This is a genomic window from Methylobacterium aquaticum, assembly GCF_016804325.1.
Classification (GTDB): Bacteria; Pseudomonadota; Alphaproteobacteria; order Rhizobiales; family Beijerinckiaceae; genus Methylobacterium; species Methylobacterium aquaticum_C.
The window spans coordinates 2,356,871-2,383,455 of the sequence record NZ_CP043627.1 but is presented as its reverse complement, the minus strand read 5'-3'; the positions used below and the strand labels follow the sequence as shown (position 1 = coordinate 2,383,455).

General features: G+C 70.4%; 28 protein-coding genes. 11 read left to right on the top strand and 17 right to left on the bottom strand.

The annotated features are described in order from the left end of the window. Positions 1-11: 11 nt before the first annotated feature. The 7 genes from F1D61_RS10665 to rocF form a co-directional block, all read right to left on the bottom strand. Complete coding sequence (locus F1D61_RS10665) at positions 12-956, bottom strand: hypothetical protein (protein WP_203157815.1); 945 nt, start codon at positions 954-956, stop codon at positions 12-14. Positions 957-1,024: 68 nt separating this feature from the next. Further along, positions 1,025-1,165 (bottom strand): hypothetical protein, encoded by a 141-nt coding sequence (locus F1D61_RS10660; protein ID WP_203157814.1) that lies wholly within the window; start codon positions 1,163-1,165, stop codon positions 1,025-1,027. A 57-nt stretch (positions 1,166-1,222) separates the two neighbouring features. Next, positions 1,223-1,357 carry a hypothetical protein gene (locus F1D61_RS34810; protein ID WP_281437041.1) on the bottom strand — a complete coding sequence of 45 codons (135 nt, stop codon included), beginning with the start codon at positions 1,355-1,357 and terminating at the stop codon, positions 1,223-1,225. 252 nt (positions 1,358-1,609) lie between these two features. Next, positions 1,610-1,744, bottom strand: coding sequence for a hypothetical protein (locus F1D61_RS34805; RefSeq protein ID WP_281437041.1), 135 nt, complete (start codon positions 1,742-1,744; stop codon positions 1,610-1,612). A 56-nt stretch (positions 1,745-1,800) separates the two neighbouring features. Then, positions 1,801-1,941 carry a hypothetical protein gene (locus F1D61_RS10655; protein ID WP_203157813.1) on the bottom strand — a complete coding sequence of 47 codons (141 nt, stop codon included), beginning with the start codon at positions 1,939-1,941 and terminating at the stop codon, positions 1,801-1,803. Positions 1,942-2,439: 498 nt separating this feature from the next. Next, positions 2,440-3,492 carry an ornithine cyclodeaminase gene (locus tag F1D61_RS10650; protein WP_203157812.1) on the bottom strand — a complete coding sequence of 351 codons (1,053 nt, stop codon included), beginning with the start codon at positions 3,490-3,492 and terminating at the stop codon, positions 2,440-2,442. A 103-nt stretch (positions 3,493-3,595) separates the two neighbouring features. Then, entirely contained in the window at positions 3,596-4,534 is a 939-nt protein-coding gene (gene rocF / locus F1D61_RS10645; RefSeq protein ID WP_203157811.1) for an arginase, read from the bottom strand. Between the two features lie 161 nt (positions 4,535-4,695). Between rocF and F1D61_RS10640 the strand changes: the two genes are divergently transcribed. Further along, positions 4,696-5,133, top strand: coding sequence for an Lrp/AsnC family transcriptional regulator (locus tag F1D61_RS10640; protein WP_203157810.1), 438 nt, complete (start codon positions 4,696-4,698; stop codon positions 5,131-5,133). A gap of 498 nt (positions 5,134-5,631) precedes the next feature. Here F1D61_RS10640 and F1D61_RS10635 read toward each other — a convergent pair whose 3' ends face one another. From F1D61_RS10635 to ndk, 3 genes are all read right to left on the bottom strand, one after another. Continuing rightward, the gene (locus F1D61_RS10635; protein WP_203157809.1) at positions 5,632-5,988 is read right to left on the bottom strand and encodes a hypothetical protein; all 357 of its coding nucleotides are present in this window, start codon (positions 5,986-5,988) and stop codon (positions 5,632-5,634) included. Positions 5,989-6,084: 96 nt separating this feature from the next. After that, positions 6,085-8,187 carry a molybdopterin-dependent oxidoreductase gene (locus F1D61_RS10630; protein ID WP_203157808.1) on the bottom strand — a complete coding sequence of 701 codons (2,103 nt, stop codon included), beginning with the start codon at positions 8,185-8,187 and terminating at the stop codon, positions 6,085-6,087. 84 nt (positions 8,188-8,271) lie between these two features. After that, a complete protein-coding gene (gene ndk / locus F1D61_RS10625; RefSeq protein WP_048429253.1) occupies positions 8,272-8,694 on the bottom strand; it encodes a nucleoside-diphosphate kinase in 423 nt (140 codons plus the stop codon). A 391-nt stretch (positions 8,695-9,085) separates the two neighbouring features. On the opposite strand from ndk, the gene F1D61_RS10620 reads away from it, so the two are divergent. Further along, positions 9,086-9,619 (top strand): DUF2147 domain-containing protein, encoded by a 534-nt coding sequence (locus F1D61_RS10620; protein WP_203157807.1) that lies wholly within the window; start codon positions 9,086-9,088, stop codon positions 9,617-9,619. A gap of 3 nt (positions 9,620-9,622) precedes the next feature. Here F1D61_RS10620 and F1D61_RS10615 read toward each other — a convergent pair whose 3' ends face one another. Beyond that, positions 9,623-10,294 (bottom strand): glutathione S-transferase N-terminal domain-containing protein, encoded by a 672-nt coding sequence (locus F1D61_RS10615; protein ID WP_203157806.1) that lies wholly within the window; start codon positions 10,292-10,294, stop codon positions 9,623-9,625. A 290-nt stretch (positions 10,295-10,584) separates the two neighbouring features. Here F1D61_RS10615 and F1D61_RS10610 point away from each other — a divergent pair, with 290 nt between their 5' ends. Further along, on the top strand, positions 10,585-10,848 hold the full coding sequence (locus F1D61_RS10610) for a hypothetical protein (protein ID WP_203157805.1): 264 nt from the start codon (positions 10,585-10,587) through the stop codon (positions 10,846-10,848). Positions 10,849-11,166: 318 nt separating this feature from the next. Here the strand turns inward: F1D61_RS10610 and F1D61_RS10605 are convergent, their stop codons facing one another. After that, on the bottom strand, positions 11,167-12,804 hold the full coding sequence (locus tag F1D61_RS10605; RefSeq protein WP_203157804.1) for a porin: 1,638 nt from the start codon (positions 12,802-12,804) through the stop codon (positions 11,167-11,169). Between the two features lie 1,028 nt (positions 12,805-13,832). Here F1D61_RS10605 and F1D61_RS10600 point away from each other — a divergent pair. From F1D61_RS10600 to F1D61_RS10585, 4 genes are all read left to right on the top strand, one after another. After that, positions 13,833-14,042, top strand: coding sequence for a hypothetical protein (locus tag F1D61_RS10600; RefSeq protein WP_203157803.1), 210 nt, complete (start codon positions 13,833-13,835; stop codon positions 14,040-14,042). Positions 14,043-14,230: 188 nt separating this feature from the next. Further along, positions 14,231-14,632 (top strand): hypothetical protein, encoded by a 402-nt coding sequence (locus F1D61_RS10595; protein WP_246775819.1) that lies wholly within the window; start codon positions 14,231-14,233, stop codon positions 14,630-14,632. A gap of 399 nt (positions 14,633-15,031) precedes the next feature. Then, entirely contained in the window at positions 15,032-17,410 is a 2,379-nt protein-coding gene (locus tag F1D61_RS10590; RefSeq protein ID WP_203157802.1) for a sensor histidine kinase, read from the top strand. 74 nt (positions 17,411-17,484) lie between these two features. Continuing rightward, positions 17,485-19,182 (top strand): ABC transporter substrate-binding protein, encoded by a 1,698-nt coding sequence (locus F1D61_RS10585; RefSeq protein ID WP_203157801.1) that lies wholly within the window; start codon positions 17,485-17,487, stop codon positions 19,180-19,182. Here the strand turns inward: F1D61_RS10585 and F1D61_RS10580 are convergent. Beyond that, on the bottom strand, positions 19,155-20,588 hold the full coding sequence (locus F1D61_RS10580) for a protein adenylyltransferase SelO (RefSeq protein WP_203157800.1): 1,434 nt from the start codon (positions 20,586-20,588) through the stop codon (positions 19,155-19,157). The genes F1D61_RS10585 and F1D61_RS10580 overlap by 28 nt on opposite strands. A gap of 401 nt (positions 20,589-20,989) precedes the next feature. Here F1D61_RS10580 and F1D61_RS10575 point away from each other — a divergent pair, with 401 nt between their 5' ends. The 3 genes from F1D61_RS10575 (at position 20,990) to F1D61_RS10565 (ending at position 22,434) form a co-directional block, all read left to right on the top strand. Then, a complete protein-coding gene (locus F1D61_RS10575; RefSeq protein WP_203157799.1) occupies positions 20,990-21,769 on the top strand; it encodes a cold-shock protein in 780 nt (259 codons plus the stop codon). A 111-nt stretch (positions 21,770-21,880) separates the two neighbouring features. Further along, positions 21,881-22,099: a hypothetical protein gene (locus F1D61_RS10570; RefSeq protein ID WP_246775818.1), complete on the top strand. Its 219-nt coding sequence runs from the start codon at positions 21,881-21,883 to the stop codon at positions 22,097-22,099. Between the two features lie 128 nt (positions 22,100-22,227). Next, positions 22,228-22,434: a hypothetical protein gene (locus F1D61_RS10565; RefSeq protein WP_203157797.1), complete on the top strand. Its 207-nt coding sequence runs from the start codon at positions 22,228-22,230 to the stop codon at positions 22,432-22,434. Positions 22,435-23,005: 571 nt separating this feature from the next. On the opposite strand, the gene ppa is transcribed toward F1D61_RS10565, so the two are convergent. Both ppa and F1D61_RS10555 read right to left on the bottom strand, forming a co-directional pair. Beyond that, positions 23,006-23,539 carry an inorganic diphosphatase gene (gene ppa / locus F1D61_RS10560; RefSeq protein ID WP_048428447.1) on the bottom strand — a complete coding sequence of 178 codons (534 nt, stop codon included), beginning with the start codon at positions 23,537-23,539 and terminating at the stop codon, positions 23,006-23,008. 252 nt (positions 23,540-23,791) lie between these two features. After that, entirely contained in the window at positions 23,792-24,298 is a 507-nt protein-coding gene (locus F1D61_RS10555) for a GNAT family N-acetyltransferase (protein WP_203157796.1), read from the bottom strand. Between the two features lie 197 nt (positions 24,299-24,495). On the opposite strand from F1D61_RS10555, the gene F1D61_RS10550 reads away from it, so the two are divergent. Continuing rightward, positions 24,496-25,221 (top strand): fused DSP-PTPase phosphatase/NAD kinase-like protein, encoded by a 726-nt coding sequence (locus F1D61_RS10550; RefSeq protein WP_203157795.1) that lies wholly within the window; start codon positions 24,496-24,498, stop codon positions 25,219-25,221. 243 nt (positions 25,222-25,464) lie between these two features. Here the strand turns inward: F1D61_RS10550 and F1D61_RS10545 are convergent, their stop codons facing one another. Next, a complete protein-coding gene (locus F1D61_RS10545; protein ID WP_093566727.1) occupies positions 25,465-25,785 on the bottom strand; it encodes a 2Fe-2S iron-sulfur cluster-binding protein in 321 nt (106 codons plus the stop codon). 142 nt (positions 25,786-25,927) lie between these two features. Beyond that, the gene (locus F1D61_RS10540) at positions 25,928-26,245 is read right to left on the bottom strand and encodes an Hpt domain-containing protein (RefSeq protein ID WP_203157794.1); all 318 of its coding nucleotides are present in this window, start codon (positions 26,243-26,245) and stop codon (positions 25,928-25,930) included. Between the last annotated feature and the right edge of the window lie 340 nt (positions 26,246-26,585).

Here is a 26,585-nt window from a genome sequence, read left to right as displayed (position 1 = left end):
CTCGCGAGACCTCACGCCGCGAGGGTCTGCGGCGCCTCCCCGCCTGCCGGAGAGTTGTCCTGCACGTTGGCGGAGGATGGTAAATAATCGGCGAGCATCGGCCACAGGTGCCACTGCTCGGGCCTGCCCGCGATGGCGGCCTGGATGTGCCGGCGCATGATGCCGGCCACCTGCGCCCGCTCCTCGGGCGCGTTCCCGCGCACCTCGAAGGGCTGGCCGAGGCCGACCGTGTCGCCGTGGTCGTCCATGGTGGTGGCGACCGGCACCACGGTCGCGCCGGTGAGCCGGGCCAGGGTGTCGGTGCCGAAGGCGAAGCGGAACGGCAGGCCGAACATCGGCATCTCGGCCGGCGCGCCGTAGGATGGGTCGAGGTCGCAGAACACCACGACCACCGCGCCCTTCTGGGCGAAGCGCACCGCGGACAGGAAGTCGGACCGCTCGCCGACGGTGAGGAAGCGCACGTCGACGTCGACCTCGCGCAGGCGCTCGATGACCTCGGTCTCCATCGCCATGTCGTCGCGCTGGCGCAGGATCAGCATCGGCCGACCGGGGAAGTAGCGCAGCATCAGGGCGGCGAGGCCGAGCACGTAGGCGCCCATGTGGAGCGGCGCCAGGATCACCGGCCGGCCGGCGGCGGCGACCCGCTCCATTACCGCCGGGTCGGAGACCGTCACCCGGTCGATGTCGCGCTGGATGGCGGCGATCGGGCGCTTGTGCAGGGCGCACCACTCGATCTCGGCGGCGACGTCGTGGTGGACGGCCTCGCGCGACAGGCGCAACGCCTCCCGGCGCGGCAGGCGCAGCACGCTCTCGAAGGTCGCGGCGAAGCCGTCGCCCTTGTCCCGGCCGAGCAGGCGGCGGCTCGCCACCAGGGCGCGCAGGGCGCGCCGGCGCCAGGCCAGCGGCAGGCTGGCCAGGCGGGCATAGGTCCAGGGAATGTGCGGGGCGTTGCTCATCGGAACTTTCGTCCTTGGAACTCTGTCCTTTTGGGGAAACGACCCCGCACGGGTCCGGTGTCAGTGGCTCAGCACTTCTTGGACTTGGTGCTGCCGCAGGACGGGGCCGGGGGGCACGGGGGCGGCGGGCAGGCCGGGGGGCAGCAGACCGGGGCGCAGAGGGTGCCGCCGGCGACGGTGCCAAGGGTGGCGAGGTTCAGCTTCTTCATGGTGTCTCTCCTGTCGGTTCGGCGTCGTTGGTCGAGGTCAGGCTGCCGCTTGCGCGATCAGCACTTCTTGGACTTAGCACTGCCGCAGGTCGGGGCCGGCGGGCAGGCCGGGACGCAAACCGAGACGGAGATGCCGGCGCAGAGGGTGCCGCCAGCGACGGTGCCGAGGGTCTTGGTGTCGAGCTTCTTCATGGTGTCTCTCCTGTCGGTTCGTTGTGTCGTCGAGATCAGGCTGTCGCTTGCGCGATCAGCACTTCTTGGACTTGCTGCTGCCGCAGGACGGGGCCGGGGGGCACGGGGGCGGCGGGCAGGCCGGGGGCAGCAGACCGGGGCGCAGATCGTGCCGCCGGCGACGGTGCCGAGGGTGGCGAGGTTCAGCTTCTTCATGATGTCTCTCCTGTCGGGTCGGCGTCGTTGGTCGAGGTCAGGCTGTCGCTTGCGCGATCAGCACTTCTTGGACTTAGCACTGCCGCAGGTCGGGGCCGGCGGGCAGGCCGGGACGCAAACCGAGACGGAGATGCCGGCGCAGAGGGTGCCGCCAGCGACGGTGCCAAGGGTCTTGGTGTCGAGCTTCTTCATGATGTCTCTCCTGTTCGGTTCGTGGTGTCGTCGAGATCAGGCTGTCGCTTGCGCGATCAGCACTTCTTGGACTTGGCGCTGCCGCAGGACGGGGCCGGGGGGCACGGGGGCGGGGGGCAGGCCGGGGGGCAGCAGACGGGCGCGCAGATGGTGCCGCCGGCGATGCTGCCGAGGGTCTTCAGGTCGAGGGTCTTCATCGGGGCTGTCCTCAAGTTCGGGGCTGGTCTCTCGCCCCGTCCGCAGTCTTGGGATGCCAGATGTTTCAAAACGTGTCGAGATAGGCGGATGAACACTTAGCGCAGTGTTAACCAAAGCGATTCCCGAAAACGGATCAGCGACAAGATCTTACGCAGCGGCCCGCGAAACTGCGTAAGTAATTTCGCTGGGGAAGGCCTGTGCATAGCGGGCCCGCTCACGCAATCGCACCGGGTCGATGGAACGATCCGATCGCCGGTCGATGCTCCCCGAGAGTGTTCGCCTGAGAAAAGCCGCCCCGAAAGATAATTGTGCCCCGCCCCATCACTCCCCGTGTGCCGGGGGAACCGGAGATCATCACGGCGGCGATTGTCGAACCCGGACGGCGTGCGCGAGCGGCACTGCGTGGTGTGCTCCGCGGGCAATAGAGGGCAAGTCCAGGGGGACGCGGCCGTAGACCAGCGGACTCCTCCGATTTGCACCGCAGCCCGGCCTTCTGCTCAGGCGGCGCGGCGCGGCGGGGCCGCCCGCATCAGCATGCCGAACAGGTCGCGCGGGTCGTCCGGATCGGCGAGGAGGTCGAGGTCGTCGTAATGAGGGTGCTCGGCCAGGAGATCGCGGACGGTGCGCAGGGCCGAAAAATCCTCGATTGCGAAGCCGACCGAGTCGAACACCGTGACCTGGCGCGCATCCGTCCGCCCGGGCGCCAGCCCGGCGAAGACCCGCCACACTTCGGTGACCGGATGGTCCGGCGCCAGTTGCTGGATCTCGCCCTCGATGCGGGTCTGCGGCTCGTATTCGACGAACAGGGCGGCGCGGGCCAGCACCTCCGGCGCCAGCTCGGTCTTGCCCGGGCAGTCGCCGCCGACGGCGTTGACGTGCATCCCCTCCCCGACCAGGTTGTCGCCGAGGATCACGGCGTTGCGCTTGTCCGCCGTCGCCGTGGTGACGATGTCGGCGCCGCGGACCGCCTCCTCGGCGCTGGTGCAGGCCGTGAGGTCGAAGCCGAATGCCGAGAGGTTGCGCAGGCATTTGGCGGTCGCCGCCGCGTCGATGTCGTGGAGGCGCAGGCGATCGACCCCGAGGAGCGCCCGGAAGGCCAGGGCCTGGAACTCGGCCTGGGCGCCGTTGCCGATCAGCGCCATGGTGCGTGACCCGGGGCGTGCGAGGACGCGCGCGGCGAGCGCCGAGGTGGCGGCGGTGCGCAGGGCCGTCAGCAGGGTCATCTCGGTGACGAGCACCGGATAGCCGTTGCCGACATCGGCCAGAACGCCGAAGGCGGTGACGGTCTGGCGCCCGCCGGCGGCGTTCTTCGGATGGCCGTTGACGTACTTGAAGCCGTAGGTCTGGCCGTCGCTGGTCGGCATCAGCTCGATGACGCCATCGGAACTGTGGGCGGCGATCCGGGGCGTCTTCTGGAAGGCGTCCCACCGCGAAAAATCCTCCGCGATGGCGTCGGCGAGGCGGACCAGCATCGCCTCGATCCCGACCGCGTGGACGAGGCGCATCATGTTGTCGACGCTGACGAAGGGGACGATGTTGAGGGCTGGCATCGCAGTAAATCCCGCAAAGGTGGTGGCCGGTCTTGCGACAGGGTTTTGCAGCAAAACCAAAGACCTGGAGAGCTTCGCAATTGCAACGCGATCGTGAAGCTCTCTAGAAGCTCCGCGTCGGCCGGTCGAGGATGCGGCGGCCGAACAGGCTGGCGGCGAGGTCCGTCATCAGCAGGGCGGTGCGGCCGCGATCGTCGAGGAAGGGGTTCAGCTCGACGAGGTCGAGGCTGCGCACCAGCCCGGAATCGTGCAGCAGCTCCATGATCAGGTGGGCCTCCCGGAAGGTGGCCCCGCCCGGCACCGTGGTGCCGACGCCCGGCGCGATCCCAGGATCGAGGAAATCGACGTCGAGGCTGACATGGAGCAGGCCGTCGGCGCCCGCCACGGCGCGCAGGAAGTCGCGCAACGGCGCGACGATGCCGGTCTCGTCGATGTCGCGCATGTCGTGCACCCGCGTGCCGCTGTCGCGCAGGATCGCGCGCTCCGCCGGATCGACGCTGCGCAGGCCGATCATGCAGATGCGCGACGGATCGAGGGCGGCATGGAGGGGCGGGAAATACCCCTCGAAGCCCGGCCGTCCGGTGAGGTAGGCCAGCGGCACGCCGTGCAGGTTGCCGCTCACCGTGCTGTCGAGGGTGTGGAGGTCGGCATGGGCGTCGAGCCAGAGCACGAAGAGCGGCCGCCCCTCGTCCCTGGCGCGCAATCCCATGCCCGCCACGGTGCCGGCCGAGAGGCTGTGGTCGCCGCCGAGGAAGATCGGCCGCGCCTCGGCGCTGTGCGCGTAGGCGGCCGCGGTGAGCGCCCGCGTCCAGCCCGCCGTCTCGGCGAGGTGGTGGATCGCCCGGTTGGGATGGGCGGAGCTCGCGAAGGGCACGGGCACGACGGTGCCCGCATCCTCGACCGGGATGCCGAGGTCGCGGATCGCGCCGGCCAGGCCCGCCGCCCGGTAGGCGCTCGGCCCCATGTCGCAGCCGAGGCGGTCGGTGCCCGATTGCACCGGCGCGCCGACCAGGACGCATCGTTCAGGATGTCCGTCGACCACGCACACGCTCCCCTCGATCGCTTTCGATCGCGTCGATCGGCACCGATCGCGTCGATCGGCACCAGGGTAGCGAGCGGGCGTGTCACTCCGAATACGGGAACCTGGTCGATTTCTCAGGCCGAATGCGCAATCTGGCAGGCGGCGATGCGCAGAGTGTCGAAATGGATGACCTCGACCGGAACCTGATCACCCTGCTGCGGCACGATTGCCGGCGCCCGGTCTCGGACCTCGCCGCGCTCCTGAAGGTGTCGCGCGCCACCGTGCGGGCGCGGCTCGACCGGCTCGAGCGCGACGGCGAGATCATCGGCTATACGGTGGTCTTGCGGGCCGACAGCCAGCCGGCGGCGGTGCGGGCGATCACCCTGATCGCGGTCGAGGGGCGCAGGGCCGGCGACGTGATCGACGCCCTCAAGGGCTTTGCCGAGATCACCTCGGTCCACACGACGGTCGGTGCCTGGGACATCGTCGCGGAACTGTCCGCCGGCAGCCTGCCGGAACTGGACGACTTGCTGCGGCGGGTGCGCCTGGTGCCCGGCGTGACCACCTCGGAGACGCATCTGCTGCTGTCGACGCCGCGGAGCGCGCGGGCGCGGTTGTAGGACGATCCCGGATGGTCGAGAGCAGATGTCCGAAGTTCATCGGCTCCCACCCGCGACATCATCCTGAAAGCCTGTTTAAGCAGGATTTCTACCCAACATTTGAGGCAGACAGAATCATCCTACCCTCTAACCTCATCCTGAGGTGCGAACGAAGTGAGCCTCGAAGGAGGGCTCCAGGGATCGCGGAGGCTTCTGGAGCCCTCCTTCGAGGTCAGTCGATCTGCGATCGCGTGCGATCTCTGATCGCCAACACCTCAGGATGAGGTGGAAGGGTAGGATATATCCTGATCTTTCTCAGTTTTCGCCAAATCACGCTGCTCAAACAGGCTCTGAGGTGTCAGTCCATCAACGATGGACTGACCTCGAAGGAGGGCTCCAGAAGTCCCGGTGGTCCCTGGAGCCCTCCTTCGAGGCCAGTCGATTGTCAATCGACTGACACCTCATGATGAGGTCGCGGGTGGGAGCGAGACGAGCGTCAGGCCTGCTGTGTCACAACGCTCAGATCGGCCGCGGCAGCTTGCAGCTGTCGATGGCATTCAGCGCCTTGGCGCGGGCCGAATCGTTGAAGTAGCCGGTGGTGCGGTAGGCCGCGATCTCGGAGGCGTCGAGGGCGCGCAGGGTGGTCTTCGCGTAGCAGCCGCAGGGGCGCTCGAAGCTGGTCTCGGCGGCGTTCTGCATCCGGGCCTGGACCACCGCGCAGGAGCGGCGCACCCGCGCCTCGAGTTCCGAGGTCGGCGCGGTGCGCAGGGCCGGATCGGGCTGGTAGGCCTCGAACTGCGACGAGGACGCGCCGGCGAAGGCCGCGGTGGCACCGAACGTGAGGAGGCCGGCGGCGAGGAGGGTGCGGAGACGCATGGCAAAGAGGTCCGTTGGGCTGCTTGTCGTCAAGCTCGACCGTTGGACGCCGAAACTCCCCGCCCGCACAAGGGCGGGCGGGCCACACCGCGGCGATTAAAGGCCGCATTCGTGCGGCAGGGCCGCGATGGCGACCCGGTTGTCGTGGAAGGCCGCACCCCCGAACGGGGCGGCCGCGTCGGCGCCCGTCAGGGTGTTGATGCCGCGCCCGTCGGGATAGGCATCGTTGGGCCAGATCGATTCGGCGATCAGCACCCCGCGGCGCAGGCCCGGGAACAAAGTCGCCCGCAAGGTGACGGCACCGAGGGCGTTCGACAAGCGCACCCACGCCCCCTCGCCGATCCCGAGCGGGGCGGCATCCTCCGGGTGGATCATCACCGTCGGATGGCGTTCCTTGGCGAGCGAGGTCGGGGTCTCGGTGAAGCTCGAATTGAGGAAGTTGCGCGCCGGGCTGGTGGCGAGGCGGAAGGGATGCGCCTCCGTCGCGTTCATCAGCGGCGCTTCCCAATGATCGGGCAGCGGCGGCATCGCCGGTCCGCGCGGCCCGTCCTGCGCCACCGCCACCTTGCTCCAGTCGGGCCGGAAGCGGAAGCGCCGGTCGGGATAGGCGAAGCCGTCGAGGAAGTGGGCGCGCTCGAAGGCGGGCTGGATGTCGAGGAAGCCGTCGCCCTCCATCTCCGCCAGGCTGCCGCGGCGCGAGGCCTTGAGCGTCGCGTCGATCAGCTCGCGCGGGGTCATCGAGAACCCCGGATGCTCGGCGCCCAGCCGCTCGGCCAGAGCGACGATCACCTCGTGATTCGAGCGGCACAGCTCGGGCGGCTCGATGCGCTTGAGGCCGAGCTGGATGTGCTGCTGGCCGCCGCCGGTATAGAGGTCGTCGTGCTCCAGGAACATCGTGGCGGGCAGGACGAGGTCGGCCATGCGGGCGGTCTCGGTCATGAACTGCTCGTGGACGCAGACGAACAGGTCCTCGCGGGCAAAGCCCTGCTTCACCAGGTCCTGCTCGGGGGCGACCGACACCGGGTTGGTGTTCTGGATCAGCATCGCGGTCACCGGCGGGCCGTGGCGCAACGCCTCCGGATCGCCGGTGAGGACCCGGCCGATCTGCGACTGGTCGAGCATCCGGGTGCCGGGCCGGGCCGCGTCCAGCCCCTCGATCAGCCGCTTGTCGAGGCCGAACACCCCGCTGTTCGAGTGGAAGGCGCCGCCGCCGCGATGCTGCCAGGCCCCGGTCACCGCCGGGATGCAGAGCGCCGCGTGCATGTTGGCGGCACCGTTGCGGCTGCGGGCGAAGCCGTAGCCGAGGCGGAAGAAGGTGTTCTTCGTCCTCCCCACGAGATGGGCGAAACGCTCGATCTCCTCGACCGAGAGGCCGGTGATCGCGGCGGCCCAGGTGGGGTCGCGGGCCTCGAGATGCGCTTCCAGCTCCTCCGGGCAATCGGTGTAGCGTGCCATGTAGTCGCGATCGGCCAGCCCATCGCGAAACAGCACGTGCATCACCGCGCAGGCGAGCGCCCCGTCGGTCCCCGGCCGCAGCAGCAGGGCGAGGTCGGCCTGCTTCATGGTCGGGTTGTCGTAGATGTCGACGACGACGACCTTGGCACCGCGATTCTTGCGGGCGGCCTGGACGTGGGTCATCAGGTTGACCTGGGTATGCACCGGGTTGGTGCCCCAGATCACCACGCAGTCGCTCTCGGCGATCTCGCGCGGATCGACCCCGGCGAGGCGGCCGGTGCCGGCGATGTAGCCCGACCAGGCGAGCGTGGTGCAGATGGTCGAGAACTGGCCGGAATAGCCCTTGGCGTGGCGCAGGCGGTTGATGCCGTCGCGCATCACCAGCCCCATCGTGCCGGCGTAATAATACGGCCAGACGGCTTGCGGCCCGTGCGCGGCCTCGGCCTTGCGGAATTCCTCCGCGACCCGGTTGAGGGCCTCGTCCCAGCCGATGGCGGCGAACTCGCCCGAACCTTTGGGCCCGGTGCGGATGAGCGGCCGGGTCAGCCGGTCGGGATGGTGGATGCGCTCGGCGTAGCGGGCGACCTTGGCGCAGACGACGCCCGCCGTGTAGCTGTGGCGCGGGTTGCCGCGCACCCGGCCGATCGTGGCGCCGTCGATCACCTCGACCTCGAGGGCGCAGACCGACGGGCAGTCGTGCGGGCAGGTGGAGGTCGTCCGCTCGATCCGTGGCTGCGCCGTCACCGCTCGCTCTCCCTCGAACAAAAAAGGCCCCCGCCTCGCGGCGGGGGCCCTCACCCTATCGGCGATTTCCCATCGGGGAAACCGTCAGCCGACGATGTCCTTGTCGTCGAAGAACTGCTTGATCTCGATGCCGGCGTTCTCGAGGCTGTCGGAGCCGTGGACGGTGTTCTCGCCGACCGACTTCGCGAACTTCTGGCGGATGGTGCCCTCGGCGGCCTGGGCCGGGTTGGTGGCACCCATCACCTCACGGTACTTCGCGACGGCGTTTTCGCCCTCGAGCACCTGGACCACGACCGGGCCCGAGGTCATGAACTCGACGAGCTCGCCGTAGAACGGACGCTCGGCATGGACCTCGTAGAACTTCTTGGCCTGGGCGTCCGACATGCGGATGCGGCGCTGGGCGACGATGCGCAGGCCGGCCTCCTCGATCACGGCGTTGACCGCGCCGGTGAGGTTGCGGGCGGTGGCGTCGGGCTTCAGGATGGAGAAGGTGCGCTCGGTGGCCATGGGGACGTCCGTTCGAAGAAAAGCGGTGGCGTGGGCGGTGGGGTGCCGCGCGGGACCGGACCCGTCAGGATGAAGCCTTGCAGGTCCGGCAGCACCGGGCGCGAGCGCCCGCGCGCCGGGTCCATGAGCGGACGTCCGGCGCCGGGCTTATAGCCGTGGGCTTGGCGCCCCTCAAGCACGCAAAGGACGGGCGGCCCCCCCGCCGGCGCGATCATGGCTGCGGCTTTGCCGCAACGCGGTCGAAAAATCGCCCCAAAGATTGGGCTTTCTGTCTTCAACGTGACCTTTCGGCCACGCTGCCCGGTCCGGCCGCGGCGGCGTCCCTCGCCTCTTCCGCCGCCCGCTTCCCTGCATGGGCTTTGCGTGACGCGGACAGCCAGGAGCTTCCTGCATGCGTTCGATCCTGATCCCGACCTTCGCCGCCGCCTCCCTGCTCTCGGCCGGCGTCACCGCCGCTTCGGCGGCCGGCGATCCCTCCGGGACCTGGCTCACCGAGGACGGCCGGGCCAAGATCAAGATCGAGAAATGCGGCCCCGGCGCCGCCCATGCCTGCGGCAAGGTGGTGTGGCTGAAGACGCCGCTGAACGACCAGGGCCAGCCGCGCACCGACATCAAGAATCCCGACCCGAAGAAGCGCAGCCGCCCGGTGATCGGCCTCACCCTGATGGACGGGCTGAAGCCCGAGGAGGGTGCTTTCAAGGGGCAGATCTACAATGCCGAGGAGGGCAAGGTCTACGACGTCTCGATCAGCCGCGAGAGCGCCAGCGAACTCGCGATCTCGGGCTGCATGCTGAAGATCCTGTGCGGCTCGCAGACCTGGACCAAGGCCCCGGACGAGTTCGCGCAGGTCACGCCGGTCTCGGCCCATGCCGCACCGGCGCCCGCGAAGGCGAAGCCTGCCGCGGCCAAGCCCGCTGCGAACTGAGCCTCACCCGCGCGAGCCCGGAGCCTCCTCCGGGTCCGGCTTGAGCCGGAAGCCGCGCTGCACGCCCGGGCGGGCCTTCATCCGTTCGAGCCAGGCGGCGACGTTCGGGAACGCGGCGATGTCCTGGCCCTGGCGCTCCCACATCTTGGCCCAGGGCAGGATCGCGATGTCGGCGATGGTGTAGTCGTCGCCGGCGACGTGGGCGTGGCGCCCGAGCTGGGCGTCGAGCGTGGCGTAGAGTTTCGTCGTCGCGGCTGTGAACCGCTCGACCGCGTACGGAATCTTCTCCGAGGCGTAGATGCGGAAATGGTGGGTCTGGCCCAGGGTCGGCCCGAAATTCGCCGCCTGCCAGAACAGCCAGATGTCGACCGCGATCCGGGCCCGCTCCTCGCCGGGGTAGAACAGCCCGGTCTTGCGGCCGAGATATTGCAGGATGGCGTTCGATTCGAACACCGTGATCGGTTCGCCCCCGGGCCCATCCGGATCGACGATGACCGGGATCTTGCCGTGCGGCGACACGGCCAGGAAATCGGGAGCGGTTTGCGCGCCCTTGCCGATGTTGATCGGCACCATGCGGTACGCCAGCCCGCATTCCTCGAGCATGATCGAGGCTTTCCAGCCGTTCGGCGTCGTCCAGTAATAGAGGTCGATCGGCGTCGTCGTCACGGCCGACATGCGGCTGGTCCTTCTCGCACGGCGGGGACGGGTCGCGTCCGTCGCGCATCGGGCTTCCCCGGCAGGTAAACAGGGCCGGGCCTGCCCTGTACAGGGTGAAGGTTGTCTCAACCGACGATCTCGTGCCGGTCGTGCACCGGTGTCGCGGGGGCGAGCCTGCCCGGAGGCCTCGTCCGGCCGGATCTCCGTTCCCGGCACCCGGCTCGTGCCCCTTGCCCCTACGTCAGCCTGTGGCAGTCTCGCGGCCGAGCCGGCCGATCCCGGCGGCTTTCTTCCCGCGAGCCCGCCTCATGTCGTCTCCCCTCCTCCGCGCCGTCCTGGTGGCCCTGCTGGTCGCCGCGCCCGCTGCCTCGTTCGGCCAGGGCGCCGCACCGGCCCCCGAACTCGCGCCGCGCCGGGACCCCGGCCCGCGCGGCCTCGCCGCGCGCGAGCGCCAGCGCAAATGCGGCGCCGAGTGGCGCGCCCTGACCCCGGCCGACAAGGCGGCGCAGGGGCCGCGCTGGCCGCAATATTACAGCCGATGCGTCCGCCGCCTGAAGGAGCAGCGCGCCTGACGGCAGCCGGCGCGGTCCCGGATCGGCGGCGATGCCCCCGTCGCCCGGAGGCCGGCGTGCCGTGATGCCGCTGCGCCGCGTCTGCTTTTGCCGAACCTGCACGCCGCAAATTTTTATTTCGACGATGGTACCGATTCGAGGTCTGACAGTTGAAATCGACTTCGGATGCTGGTACGACAAGACATCCTGAGTTTCGAGACCCAGGGCACCTGCAAGGCGCACTCCCCGAGTGCGCCTTTTTTCTTGTTTTTGTGCTGCAGGCACGAAAAAGGGGCCCCGGCTTGCGCCGGGACCCCCGATCGTTCGACTTTGATGGTCTTAGAAGTCGCGCTGGACGCGCATGCGGATCTGGAACGTGTCCGTGGCGTTGGTGGTCGGCAGGACGCCGCCGCCGGCGACGACCGGCTGGCCGTTCACGACACCCACGACGTTCTGGCCGCCGAAGCCCGGAGCCTTGTTCTGGTCGATGACCCGGCCGCTCTGCAGGGCGAGGCGGGCGTAGTTGCCCTCGATACCGATGTCGAGGTCACGCACCGGCGACCAGATCAGGCTGGCGCCCGCAACGATCTGGTTGGTGTCGCGCAGCTGGTTCGTGAAGCCGAAGCCGGCCGCGAACGGGCTCGGCAGCGGGCCGGTGGAGAAGCCGGCGAGCGTGTTCACGATGCCGAGATCGGCGCGGCTGGTCTTGCCGTAGGACATCTCGCCGTAGCTGCCGAACACGGCCGAACGCCACTCGGGGGTCCAGTAGTGCAGGTAGGCCGCGGTGACGGTCCAGGACTTGGACAGGTCCATCTTGCCGCTGATCGGGTCGACCACCGCGTCGACGAGCGAGGTGCCGAACGTCGTGCCGCTGGCGAGCGTCGCGAAGTTGGTGTAGCCGCCGAGCCAGGAGTTGTAGCCGGTGTAGCGGATGGCGCCCTCGCCGTAGGAGCCCTGCAGGTACAGCAGGTCGCCCGGGGAGACGAACGGCATGTTGACCTTCACGCCGCCCTGAACCGCCCAGCCGTACTCGGTGGTCGGACGGGGAGCGACGGCGCCGACGGTCGAGACGCCGGCGATGCTGCGAATGGTGCCCGACGCATTGCCGGCGTTGATCTCATGCACGGCGGCCGAGATCTGAGCCGAACCCCAGGCGGCGTCGTAGCGCAGCGCGCCGACGAAGTCGGGCAGGCGGTTGCGCTGGATGACGTCGTAGTCGGCGATGATCGGTTGGCCGAAGGCGTTGGTGCCGATGACCGGCGTGAAGTTGCCGGCGCCCGGCTGGAACACCTGGAAGCCCGTGAAGGTCGAGCCGCCGCTGGCGCTGCCGTAGATCGGGGTCTTGCGCAGCAGCGGGTCTTCCATCGACAGGGTCGCCGAGAAGCCCTGACCGAAGGTCGCCGTGTAGGCGAGCAGGTTGGTCGAGGAGATGTCGGAGCCGAGCGACGAGGCGACGAACTCGAGGTCGTGGGCGTAGAAGTCGAAGAACGAGGCCGCGCGACCGGCGGTGAAGCCGGCGAACTGGATGAACGCCTTGTCCAGGTTCACGCCGTTGGTGACGCGACCGAAGGTGTCGACGCCGAGGGCCGGGAAGCCGGTGCCGGCCAGACGCGCGGTACCGGAGGCGAGGAACGGACCGGTGCCGTAGGACAGGTCCATACGCACGAAGGCGCGCAGGGTGCCGTAGGCGGTCGACGTGCGGGCGTCGAGGTTCAGGCGGCCGAGGCCCTGGTAGCCGGTCAGGTCGCCGGCGCGGCTGTAAGCCTGCAGGTAGGTGGCCTGGAACCGGGCGCGGCCGGAGACGCGCAGGCAGGTATCGGTGCCCGGGATGTAGAAGAAGCCGGCGCCGTGCGTCGAGCAGACGCGGACGTACTCGACCGGAGCAGCCTTCTTGATCGGCAGATCGGCGGCCTGAGCGCCGGAAACGATGGTCAGGCCAGCGGCCGAACCGAGCAGAAGGCTCTTAACGAGCTTCATGGAGACCTCCAAGATTTCGGACCCGAAAGGGGTGAACGACTCTGTTCCGAAGACCTCTTCGGCCTCGAGACCATGTCCCTCTTATTCCCCCGAAGATTCGGCCGCCGCACCGGCTTGGCCGAACCGCACCCGACTTCATTCGGTGCGAGGGAACAATCTTTCATGACGTCGAGTTGATCAATCTCATCCAAGATCTAACAGGCGCCTTCGATCTCCTTGACGGGGGATTGTGGCAGAATCACCACATTGTGACTGCGTCACCTCTCAGTTTAATCTTTTGATCTAACAAAATACTCAAGCACTTACAGGCGGACAACAAACGGAAGCCTGAGTCAGCGGCATGCGCTAACAAAACAGAAACTCAGATCAGAATGCGATCTTGAACGAATATAATATTTTGTTAGAGCAAGACATTTTTCTCAATAAAAATCGCGATCATCAATAGAAAACGTTTCTAACGAGTTTCTGTTGGCATAAAGATCGGTGGCAGACGATGCTATGCTGATGCGATCCGGGCTTGCCCGTTCGGCGCCGCTGGGGCGGTCGGATGCATCGCATCCCGCCCTTGCCCGGCACGGCGGGCTCTTCGCGTCGGTCGGGATTCCCCGAAACGGGTGCGGGCGCTCTTCCACAGAGGATGGGCCGCGGCCGGCGGCCCGGGCGTACGGGCGACTGCCACGTCATGCCGACCGGACGCCGCGTCGGTCCGGATCGCGACGTCGTGCGCCGGGCCGGTCGCGGCCCGAGATCAGGTCCGCCGGTCCCGGTCCCCGTCGGGCGGCCCGGACCTCCCTGGCCCTCGGGCCCCGCCCGGGAGAGAGGCCCCGGCATCATGGCGTCCAGGTTCATCGTTCGGCGGCCTGTCTCGTCCGGAGCGGGCGCCGCCGAAGCCTGCCCCGGTGCCGTGATGCCCGCCCACCGCGGTCCCGTCGCGCTTGCCCGGCGACGCCCTCTTGCCGCCAGTTTCGAGTTGTTCTAATTAAAGGGAGATGGGGCCGGGCGACGGCCCGCAGACGGGAGAGACCACGATGGCGACCATCCAGGGCGCGGCCTGCAACAGCTGCCGCTATTTCGACGACCACAAGCTCAACGGTGCCGCCGCCACGGGCGACCAGGGCCTGTGCCGCTACAACCCCCCGGTGAGCCAGCCGGAGCCGCAGGGTCACGGCCTGTGGCCGGTCGTCGCCGGCCAGGATTGGTGCGGCCACTTCACCGCCGAGCAGACTGCCGCCGAGTGATCCGGGCGGGCGAGCCCAGGTCTCGCACGGGATCGCCCCGCCTTCTGAAGGTTTCGTCCCCCCTCTCCTGTCGGAGTGGGGGGGTTTCGTGTGCGCGCCGCATCGCCGAATGTTTCGTCCACCGGGACGGACGAAACACGATGCGTCTCGACTGCCGCGAATCGGCGCTCCGACGCAAAATCGCGGACATGCGCCGCGCCTATACCGCCCCCCGCAAGATCCCGGAGACAACGGGCGGCGCGGAGGCGAAGATGATCGTGGCGCGAGTGGTTCTGATGAGTGCGATGCTGACGGCCGGCCTCGTCGAGGCGACGAGGACGACGGCCCCCCTCCCGGCCGGGGAGGCGCGTCGGGAGATTCCGGCCGAGGCGCCCGTCCTCGCTCCCTCGGAAAGCCCCTTGGTCGTCTCCCCGGCGACCCCGGCCTCGGCGGCGCCCGCCGATCCCGCCTGCACCCAGGCGGCCTGGCCCTACCGTCCCGGTTCCTGCCTGCAGCCGGAGGGGGCCGAGCCGCGCCGGCCGGTGCGGATGATCGAGGAGCGGCGCCCCGCCGCGCCGGTCCGGATGCCGGGCCGGGTCTCGGTCGGCTGACGCGCGGACGATGCGACGAGGCCGCGGACCGCGAGACGATCATGCCGCATTTCAGCGCCGATCTCCTGGATGCCCTCCTGGAGGGCGACCCCGCGGAGCGGGAGGCCCTGCGCGCCCTGCTCGGTGGCGGGCCCGCAGGCGGCACCGGCGGCCCGCCGGCGCCCCTCCCCCGAGTGGTCCTCCCCGAGTGGCCCTCGCGGCTCCGCCGGATCAGGTCTCGCCGACGCGGCCGGCCGTCGCGGCGCGGGCGACGAAACGCCGTCCGGGCCCGGTCCCGTCCGCGCAGGGCCGGACGGTCCCGCGGCTGCCGATACCGGGCCGAGGCGCCGGTTCTCCCCCCGCGCTGGCAGACCTTGAGAAATAATGCATAGTCGGCACCCGCGGCGATACGGGACCACGATGCGGGTCGGCCACAAGATCTTCCTGGTCGGCGGTCTGCCGATCGCCATCGCGGCGCTGATCGCGCTCGCGGGCTGGCTCCTGCTCGCCCAGGCCGAGAAGGCTCGCGACGGTGCGGTGCTGGCCGGCGCGATCTACCGGACCCTGACCCTGTCGACGACGGTGCGCGACGAGTTCCTGGCCGCCCGGCCAGCCGAGCGCACCGACCATGCCGAGCGCTTCGCCCGCCTGACGGCGGAATCCGCCGGCTCCCTCGACGAGCTGCGCCGCTTCGCCCGCACCCCGGACCAGGCGGCCCGCATCGAGGCCGCCCGCGCGGCGCTCAAGGATTCGATCGAGCAGATGCAGGCCCTGGTGCGGATCACCCGGGAGAATGACGGGCTGATCGCCGAGATGGCCGCCCGGGCCGACGCCCTGGTGAGCCTCGCCGACCAGGCCCGCGACCGCCAGCGCGCCGCCAACACCGACCTCGTCGTCTCCCTCACCGGCAAGGCCCGGACCCTGCGCCAGGTCCGCGACGTGGTCGGCGCCGTCAACGAGCTGCGCGCCCTGGTGGCGGAATCGGAGATCGAGGCCCTGAAGGTGCGGGGCCCCGGCGCCGTGCCGGGCCCCTCTCCGTCCGTCGGCCCGCCTTCGTCGATGGTCCAGGTCCGCAACGCCGCCCGCGACCTCGCCGCGGCGCTGAAGGGCGACGGGCGCGAGCGCGAGGCCGAGGAACTCCTGATTCTCGCCGCCGCCTACGAGGCCTGGCGCGGATCCGAGGAGCCCCATCCCTTCGCGGCGGGCGGCACGGTCGCGGACCGCGCACCGCTGCCGTCCCCGGTCAACGTCCTCGACGAGTGGTGCGAGCGGGTCCTCAAGATCGATGGCTCGGCCCAGCGCGCCCTGCACGAGGAGGTCACGCAGCTCCTCTCCTACGCGGTCCAGGCCAACGAGACCGAGCAGGCGACCCAGAACATCGCGCTCGAGACCCTCAAGCTCGGCCAGCGCACCGCCGAGGCCCTGCGCCGGCGCGACGTCCCGGCGGCGGCCGCGATGCTGGAGGACGGCAGGACCCTGTCCGAGACCGCCGCGGCTCTGCCGATCTCGCCGCTGATCCAGGGCGAGATGATCGAGGCCATCGACGGCTGGCGCGAGCGCCTGGGCACCACGGTCGAGGGCCTGCGCCGGCAGAACGAGGGCATCGCCGCGATGGACGGCCTCGCCGCGGTGATCGGCGAGACCGCCCGCAGCCTTAACGAGGTCTTCATCGACGATGCCGACCGCCTCGGCACCTTCCTGCTGCGCCTGCTGCTGGTCGGCGCCGGGGCCGGCCTGGTGATCGGCTCGACGGTGGGCCTCGCGGCGGCGGCCTCGATCACCGCACCCCTGCGCCATCTCCAGCGCAGCATGCTGGCGCTCGCCGCCGATCCGACCCGGCGCGACGTCGGGGCCGCGGTCGGGCGCCGCCGCGACGAGCTCGGCGACATGGCCCGGGCCACCGCGATGTTCGTCGACGAGATCGGCCGGCGCGAGCGGGCGCTCCGGCGGGCCAAGGAAGAGGCGGACCGGACGCTGGCCGAACTGCGCCAGACCCAGTCCGACCTGATCCAGGCGGAGAAGCTCGCCTCGCTGGGCCAGCTCGTCGCCGGGGTGGCACACGAGATCAACACGCCGCTGGGCATCGCGCTCACCACCGCGACCCTGTTGCGCGACGAGGCGCGCGATTTCGGCGAGGTCGCGAAGACCGGCCAGCTCTCGCGCTCGCGCCTCTCCCACTTCGTCGGCCGGATGCAGGAGGGCTCGCACCTGCTCACCGCCAATCTCGGCCGGGCGGCGGATCTCGTCCACAGCTTCAAGCAGGTCGCGGTCGACCGGGTCAGCGACGAGCACCGCCGCTTCGCCCTGCGCGACTGGCTGGGCGAGCTGCTGCGCAGCCTCGGGCCGCTGCTGCGCCGGGGCGGGCACCGCCTCGACCTCGAGGCCGGCGACGAGATCGAGGTCGACACCCATCCCGGCGCGCTCGCCCAGGTCATCACCAACCTGGTCAAGAACGCGGTGGTGCATGCCTTCGCCGACGGGGTGCCGGGGCGCATCGTGGTCGCGGTCTTCCACGAGGCCGGATGGGTGCGCCTCGAGGTGCGCGACGACGGGCGCGGCATCGCGGCCGCCGACCGGGAGCGCATCTTCGACCCGTTCTTCACCACCGCCCGCCATCGCGGCAGCTCGGGCCTAGGCATGCACATCGTCTACAACCTGGTCACCGGGCAGCTCCAGGGCCGCATCGCGGTGGAGAGCCGCGAGGGCGGCGGCACCCTGGTGCGGGTCGAGTTCCCGGCCCGGCTCGCGCCGGCCGCACCCGTGCGGGCGGTGGCCGAGAGCCGCGTGGCGGCGCAATGAACGACGGTTCCGCCTACCCCTTGTCTGGACCGACGCCCGGCACGGCCGGGCGCCGCCGATGGAAGCGAGGATCGATGCCCGCTCGGAACCGACCGGTCGGAACACGGCGCCGGGCCGCAGGCGCGTGGCTCTCCACCGTCTCGGCCCTCGTCGCCGCCCTGTGGCTCGCCGCGTCGCCGGCCGCCGCCCGGACCCTGGTCTTCTGCTCCGAGGGCAATCCCGAATCGCTCAACCCGCAACTCGTCACCACGACGACCGGGATGGATGCGGCCTGGCCGGTCTTCGACACCCTGGTGGCGTTCGAGCCCGGCACCACCACGATCCGCCCGAGCCTCGCCGAATCCTGGACGATCTCGCCGGACGGGCGCGACTACACCTTCACGCTCCGCGCGAACGTCGCCTTCCACCGCAATGCCCGGTTCACCCCGACCCGGCCGCTCGCCGCCGAGGACGTGGTGTTCTCGATCACTCGGCAGTGGAAGCCGGACCATCCGTATCACCGGGTCTCGGGCGGCCAGTACGCATACTTCCGCGACCTCGGCCTGCCCGACCTGATCGAGGCGGTCGCGGCCCTGGATGCCCGCACGGTGCGCGTGCGGCTGCGGGAGGCCGACGCCACCTTCCTGCCCAACATCGCCATGGCGCTCGGGGCGATCCAGTCGGCGGAATACGCCGGAAGGCTCATGGTGGCCGGCGAGCCGGAGCGCCTCGACCGCGAGCCGATCGGCACCGGGCCGTTCAGCTTCGTGGCGTTCCAGCCCGACGTCGCCCTGCGCTACCGCGCCTTTCCGGATCACTGGGGCGGGCGCCCGCCGATCGACAGCCTGGTCTTCTCGATCACCCCCAACGCGGCGGTGCGGCTCGCCAAGGTCCGGGCCGGCGAGTGCCACCTGATGCCGTTCCCGAATCCGGCCGACCTCGACGCGATCCGGGCCGATCCGGCGCTGACCCTGATGCGCGAGGAGGAGCTGAATATCGGCTACCTCGCCCTCAACGTGACGAAGCCTCCCTTCGACGACCTGCGGGTGCGCCGCGCCGTCGCGATGGCGATCGACAAGGCGGCGATCGTCGAGGGGATCTACGGCCCCGGCGGCACGGCGGCCCGCTCGCCCCTGCCGCCGAACCTCTGGGGCCACGATCCGACGCTCCGGGACCCGCCCCTCGACCGGGTGGCAGCGCAGAAGCTGCTCGCCGAGGCGGGGTTTCCCGCGGGCTTCGAGGCGGAGCTCTGGTACCCGCCGGTGAGCCGGGCCTACAATCCCAACGGCCGGCGCGTGGCCGACCTGATCCAGGCCGACCTCGCCCGCATCGGCATCCGGCTGCGGCTCCTCACCGACGAATGGAGCGCCTACCGGGCCAAGATGCTGGCCGGCGTGCCGGCGATGGCCCTGTTCGGCTGGACCGCCGACAACGGCGACCCGGACAACTTCCTCGGCGTGCTGCTCGGCTGCGTGCCGGCCCGGCCCGGCGGCAGCAACGTCGCCCGCTGGTGCGACCCCGCCTTCGACACCCTGGTGACCCGGGCCCGGCGCCTGCCCGACCAGGAGGCCCGGGCCGCGCTCTACCGTCAGGCGCAAGGCATCTTCGCCCGCGAGGTGCCCTGGGTGCCGATCGCCCATTCGGCGGTGTTCGTGGTCGCCCGGCGCGAGGTGACCGGCTACCGCATGGACCCCCTCGGCCGGCACCTGTTCCGCGGCGTCGGCTTGAGCGGTCCGGATGCGCGCGGCGCCCCGGCGCCCCGGCCTCACGGGCCGGCCGGGACGGTGCCGTAGGCCTCGGCCATCTCACCGATCGCCGCGAGCTTGGCGTGATAGGCCGACCAGTCGTCACCGGCGGCGATCGGCGCCCACAGGGCCTCGACCTCGTCGATCAGCATCGTGCAGGGGGTGGCCCTGGCGAAATACGGGTGGTCGAGGCGCGCCGCCGGATCGGGCGACAGGGCGCCGAGGGCCTGGCGCACCCGCGCGAAGCTCTCGCCATTATAATGTGCGGCGGCCGGGCTGCGGGCGGCCCGGTCCTCGCTGGCGATGCCCCCGTACCAGTCGAAGAAGGCCTGCTCGAACGGGGCCCGGCTGGTCTGGAGGAAGGCCCAGAACGCGCCGACGAGCCCGTGCATCGCCGGTTCGTCGGCCGGGACCGCGAGGCCGAGGCGGCGCAGGATCGCCTGCGCGAAGGCCTCCTGGAGGCCGGGCCCGTAGACGTCCATGGCCGCGCCGAGCCGCGCCTCGTCGGAGAGCGGCAGCAGGCATTCGGCCAGACGCGCGAGGTTCCAGCCCAAGGCCTCGGGCTGGCGCCCGAAGGCGTAGAGGCCGTATTCGTCGAAATAGGCGGCGGTGAAGGCCGGGTCGTTGACCGGGGCGAAGCGCCACGGGCCGTAATCGAAGCTCTCGCCGGTCACGTTGATGTTGTCGGTGTTGAGCACGCCGTGGACGAAGCCCGCCGCCATCCACTGCGCGCCCATCCGGGCGACGCGGCGGCAGACCTCCGTGAGGAAGGCGGCGGCGCGGTCGGCCGGATCGTCTCGCCAGGCATCGGGCAGGTAGGTGCGGACCGTGTGGTCGAGGAGGCGGAGCAGGTTGTCGGTGTCGTTGTAGGCGCGGAAGCGCTGGAAGGTGCCGATGCGGACATGCGAGTGGCTGAGCCGCACCAGCACCGAGGAGCGGGTCGGCGACGGCTCGTCGCCGCGGCTCAGCGCCTCCCCGGTCTCGATCAGGCTGAACGACTTCGAGGTTTCGACGCCGAGCGCCTCGAGCATCGTGGTGGCCAGCACCTCGCGCACCCCGCCCTTGAGCGTCAGACGGCCGTCGGCGGTCCGCGACCACGGCGTCTGGCCGCTGCCCTTGGTGCCGAGATCGAGCAGGCGCCCATCCGCTATGTCGTGCGCCTGCGCGAACAGGAAGCCGCGCCCGTCGCCGAGTTCCGGGTTGTAGCTGCGGAACTGATGGCCGTGGTAGCGCAGGGCCATCGGCGCGGGAAAGCTGCCCGGCAGCGGCTCGAAGCGGCCGAAATGCCCGATCCACTCCGCCTCGGTGAGGCCGCCCAAGCCCACCCGCTCGGCCCAGGGCTGGTTGCGGTGGCGCACGATGTGGGCCGGGAAGCGGGCGGGCGCGACGACGTCGTAGAAATCGGGGCCGAGATCGGCGTGACGGCGCGACGGGCGATAGGTGTGGGCCGGCATCGGGACCTCGGATATTGGGCGTTGGAACGGCAGGACGGGTACGGGCGGGCAACGCGTCGCCGGGCGGGCGGGGTCCCGCGCAGCCTGCGCCTCGTGGCGTCGGGGCCGCTCTCGGGGCACGCGAGACCCCGTGCTCATACGCCACACTGGTGCATGATGGACACGGGGAAAAGATGGCGAATCGGGCTGTCAATCCGCGTCGCGACGTGAGAAAGTAACCCCTGTCATCGCCACGCGTCGCAGATCCGCCTTGCGGTACGGTCTGAGTTGCGTCAGGAGTGTGGCGGTCATCTTGGTCACCGCAGCCGGGAATGGAACGATCTCGAGGCGTCGGCTGTCAGGCACAGAGCGCACCGGGGTACAAGGGTGGTCGGCGGTTTTTACGTTTTGGCGAGCTTCTAATGGGACGTGGTCGTGATTTCCGGGAGCCGCGCCGTCGCGGCTTCGACGAGGGTGGTGGCGAGCCGCGGTGGCCTGATCAGGCGCCGCAGGGCAGCAGCTACGGCGGTGGCTATGGTGGCGGTGGCGGCGGCTACGGTGGTGGCGGCGGCGGTGGTTACGGCGGCGGCGGCTTCGGCGGCGGCGGCGGTGGCTTCGATCGCGGTGGCCCGCGTAACGCTGCCCCTTCCGGGCCGGAGCGTGATGCGACGGTCAAGTGGTTCAACAAGGAGAAGGGCTTCGGCTTCGTCGAACTCGGCGACGGTTCGGGCGATGCCTTCCTCCACATCCGCGCCGTCGAGGCGGCTGGCCACGCCGATCTGATGCCGGGCACCCGCCTGAGCGTCCAGACCGCGCAGGGCCAGAAGGGCCCGCAGGTGACCAACATCACCAGCGTGGACACCAGCACCGCCGAGGCGCCGGTCCGTCGCGATCCCCGTCCGCCGCGTGCCGGCGGCTTCGGTGGCGGCGGCTACGGCGACCGTCCCGAGCGTGGCGCTGGCGGCGGCGGTGGCCGCTTCGCCTCCGGTCCCTCGACCGAGATGAGCGGCACCGTGAAGTGGTACGATCCCGCCAAGGGCTTCGGCTTCGTTTCGGTGAATGACGGCGGAAAGGATGTCTTCATCCACCGCTCGGCGCTCGCTCGCGCCGGCCTCGAGTCCCTCGCCGAGGGCCAGCCTGTCACCATGGGCGTGGTCGAAGGCATGAAGGGCCGCGAGGCTCAGAGCATCAGCGTCGACTGATCCACGGTGCATCGTCGCCCGAGCAATCGATCGACGCGGACGGAGCGGTGGCCCCTGGCCACCGCTCCTTTCCGTTTGTGGGCTATCCTGCCGGGCCTAGCCCTGACGGCCGTGGGCGCCGGCCCGGCTGCGGCGGAGGACTTCACCGGCTTCTATGCCGGGGTGAATGCAGGCTACGGCTGGGGCAAGGAGCGGCACGAGGGCGTGACGCCCGGTACGGTCCCCCTCCCCGCCCGGAACGGCTCGCGGGCGGCCGACGGCCTGCCGCCGAGCGCCGCCCGGGCCGCCGACCGCAACCCGGCCCTGTCCGGCCGCGGCGGCGCGCGCTGACGAAGTCTCGAAACACCGGGGATAGGGGCCAGGGCGCGGCAGGGTTGCGGCAAGCGGAAGCGTGCGGAACCGCCGCGCTTGTGGCATGGTGCGGCTCGAACCCAACCGGGCTCGGGACCCCCTTCACCATGACCACCGTTCACGACGTCACCCCGGACCAGCTGCGCGGGCTGGAAGCCGCCGGCGAGGCCGCGCTCAATGCCGCGCTCGGCCGCCTCCCGGCCCAGGAGCGCGAGGCCTACTGGGCTTCGGTGCGCCGGGCCTACAATGCGCCCTACAACGATGCCGTGAAGAAGCCGCGGACGGGTGCGGCGGTGCAGACGCAGGTCGTCTGAGGGAGCGCTTCGACCGGGGATGGGATCCCGCGCGGGTCGTGCGCATGGAGCCCTCCCCCTTCTGCCGGGCTAGCGGATTCACACTTCTCCTCTGAGAGCTAACCCATTGTAAGTAAAGGCACTTACCCTCCCCCCTTGTGGGGAGGGGTTAGGGGTGGGGGTGGTGCAGGAGGCACCGCTAAGCCCTATCCGGCACCACCCCCACCCCCTTACCCCTCCCCACAAGGGGGAGGGGAGGTGCGCTACCTTCATTGGGGACATCGCTCAGACCCGAAATGTATGAATGCGCTAGCTCTGCCGGGAAGCCCGGCCCCGCCGTCGGCAGGAGCCGGGAGAGAGAGGCAGCGCGGCGCTGATCCGGAGGGCGCCTTCAGAGAGGGTCCGCCTCACCCGGACGCGTGGTTCCCCTCTCCCGCCCCGGCACGACTGCTTCGCACGCGCAGCGGGGCACCCTCCCCCCATCCCAAGTCGAGCTTGTCCGATTTGGGGTCCGTAGATGTGGAACCCGGGCAAGCCCGGGTTCCGTGCGGGCGTGGCCGTGGGCCTCGTCCGTCTGACGGCGCTTGCCGACTTACTTCGCCTTCTTGGCGCGCTCGATGCCTTCGAGGATCAGGCGCTGCGCCTCGGCCTTGTCGCCCCAGCGCACGATCTTCACCCACTTGCCCGGCTCGAGATCCTTGTAGTGCTCGAAGAAGTGCTGGATCTGGTGGATCGTGATGTCGGGCAGGTCGGTGTAGTTCTCGACGCGGTCGTAGCGCTTGGTCAGGTTGCGCGACGGGACGGCGATGATCTTCTCGTCCTCGCCGGCATTGTCCTCCATCACCAGCACGCCGACCGGGCGCACGCTCATCACGGCGCCGGGCACGATCGCCCGGGTGTTGGCGACCAGCACGTCGCACGGATCGCCGTCGCCCGACAGGGTGTGGGGAATGAAGCCGTAATTCCCCGGATAATGCATCGCGGTGTAGAGGAACCGGTCGACGATCAGCGTCCCGGCATCCTTGTCCATCTCGTACTTGATCGGCTCGCCGCCGACCGGAACCTCGATGACGACGTTGACGTCTTCGGGCGGGTTCTTGCCGATGGAGATGGCATCGAGGCGCATGAGCAGACTCCCTGCAAGGGCGGATGCGCCCCTGAATGGCGCGGTCCTTAGAGGGCCGCGGGCGCCCGCACAAGCGCCGGGACGCAACGGCGGCGGTGACAGTCGAGGACAAGTTCCGCCGCGGCCGCATCGGGCGTGAGAACCGGCCGCGCCGGGTCGATTGCTGCGGATGAACGCCGATTGTGCAAATGACGCCCGCGGGCGATGAAACCGGAGGCAGGGCGGCGAAGCGGCGGGCCGCCCCCGCCCCGTTCAGCCGAACAGGTAGGCGACCTTGTGCAGCTCGGCCCCGGCGATGCGGTCGCAGGATTCGGCCACCACGCGTCCGCCCATCCGCTCGTAGAAGTCCCGCGCCCGGTCGTTCTCGGTCAGCGACCACACGGCGATCCGGCGCACCTCCCGGTCGGCGAGGTCGTTGCGCACCGCCCGGAACAGCCGGGTGCCGTAGCCGAGGCCCTGGTAGGTCGGCGCGAGGTAGATCTCGTCGATCTCGCCCTCGGCCTTGAGGGAGCGGTCGCGGCAGCGGCCGTAGGAGACGTAGCCGATGACACTCTCGCCCAGCTCCAGCACCACCAGCGGCCGGTTGCGGCCGATGGTGGAGCGCCACCAGCGCGGACCGCGCCGGGCCAGCATCCGGTCGAGGGCGACACCCGGGATGATGCCCTGGTAGGCCTCGCGCCAGGCGGCGTCGAAGATCTCCGACAGCATCCCGGCATCCTGGTCCCGGGCCCGACGCATGCTGACGACCTGAGTGCTCACGGCCTTCCCCCTCGATTGTTAGCCGATGGATCGCGTCCCTACGATGCGGGGGGGACATCGCAAGCGCAATGCCAGGCTTGTGCGCCGGCTCATCGGCGGCGGCGTCGTTGCGGCCGGGTCACGCGGCTGCTAGAGCGGCGTGCTGCCCGCTCCGGCGAATCGCTGATTTTCCCTTAAAGCCAGGCGCCTGCCCCTTCGTGCTCAACCGCTTCCTCCCGCCCGAGACCCGCTACGCCCGCCGCATGGCCCGCATCGCCCGCTGGGAGCAGCCGATCGCCGGCCCCGGCGGACGCCTGCGCGCCTGGGCCAACATGCTGCTCGTCGATCACGGCGTGTTCCGGCTGGCCTATCTCAACCGGCACCGGATCGGGCGCGGGATGGTGTGGCGCTCGGCCCAGCCGGGGCCGCACGACCTCGCCTGGTTCCGGCGCCAGGGCGTGCGGACGATCATCTCGCTGCGCGGCGGGCGCGAGCACGGCTCCTGGCAGCTCCAGCGCGAGGCCTGCGAGCGCGAGGGGCTGCAACTCGTCGAGTTCGTGATGCGCTCGCGCGAGGCGCCCGACAAGGCGACGCTGCTGGCCGCCAGGGACTTCTTCGCCGGCCTCGCCTACCCGGCGGTCCTGCACTGCAAGTCCGGCGCCGACCGGGCGGGGCTCGCCGCCGCCCTCTACCTGATCCTGCACGAGGGCCGGCCGGTGCGCGAGGCGGCGCGCCAGCTCTCGGCGAGGTTCGGCCATTTCCGCTTCGCCAAGACCGGCATCCTCGATGCGTTCTTCGAGCGCTACCTCACCGAGGGCGAGCCGAAGGGCCTGAGCTTCCTCGACTGGGTCGAGCACGTCTACGATCCCGACGCGCTCCGGCGCGACTTCCGCACCGGCCTGTGGTCGGACCTGCTGGTCGACCGGCTGCTGCGGCGGGAGTGATCCGCAGCATCGGGTCCGGTATCCCGCACCCTGCACGAACGTCCCGGCCCGGCCGAGGCCGCGACAGGTCCCGTGGCCGGGCGTTCGATGAAGGGCGACGAGGCCCTTGCGCCGGGCTTCTTGGTGCGAGAACTTTCGGCGTCCCGGCCCGGTATCGCGACCTGCGAGGATCGGCCCGCCGCCACGACCCGGGATCGGCCGCCCTGGTGGTTCGGGGCGACCGGGACGGGCCGTCCGCGCGCGTCAGCCCTGACGGGCCGGGGTGGTGACGGTGAGGCCGTCGAGCTCGGGCTTGAGGCGGATCTGGCACGACAGGCGCGAGCTCGGCCGCACGTCCGAGGCGAAGTCGAGCATGTCCTGCTCCATCGGCTCGGCCGGGCCGACGGCTTCCGCCCAGTCCTCGCCGACATAGACGTGGCAGGTCGCGCAGGCGCAGGCGCCGCCGCATTCTGCGTCGATGCCCGGCACGTTGTTGCGGATCGCGGTCTCCATCACGGTCGAGCCGACCTCGCCCTTCACGGTGCGGGGCGTGCCGGCGGCATCGACGTAGGTGATCTGGACCATCTGGGACTCCGCAAGCCTCGAGCGCGGCCGCAAATCGGACTCAAGCGACGCGGCGCGGTCTGATTGGCGGCTGCCGCCCCGGAATGCAAGCGCGCCGTGCGTCGCGCGGCGCAGCCGCCGCAGCAGGCGGCGCGGACTTTCCCTAGAGGAGCGCCAGCGTCTCGCGCACGGCTTGCGCCAAGGCCGGCTCCAGGCCCTGCGCCGTCTCCCCCTCGCCGGCCCGCAGGGCCGCCTCCAGCCGGTCGGCGAGGGCCGCCACGCGGGCGGCGCCGACGCCGAGGGCCGAGCCCTTGAGGGTGTGGGCGAGGTCCGCCCTGGTCCCGGGTGCCAGGCCCGGATCGGCGAGGCCGGGGGTCAGCCGGGCGCATTGTTCCGAAAACAGCCCCAGGACCTCGCGGGCGAGGTCGGCGTCGCCGAAGGTCTGTCGGTCGAGGTGCGCGCGGTCGAGGAGCGTCTCCATGGGGCCTCCCTGGCGTCTCTCTCTGCGAGCCGTGGTGCGGTGACGGCCGGACCCCAGATCCCCCGGGCCTCGGCCGCGCGCAAGGCCCGGGAGGCCCCTCGCCTGTGGGCGGGAGCGGTTCCGGCGGATCCGGTGGACGTCTTTCCACAGCGAGCTCGCGGTCCGGCCCGCCCGGCTCCCGGCCCGGCAAAGTCGAGACTCTGCGGCAGGATAGCGGCATCGGACGCGGGCCGCCGCCCTCATGGTAACCATTCGATTAAGCTTTTGGGGAGGGTTGGCGCGGTCCGGGTATCCGTCTGGTACTCCTTGCGTCTAAGGTTCTCGTGGTAAACCGCTGAGA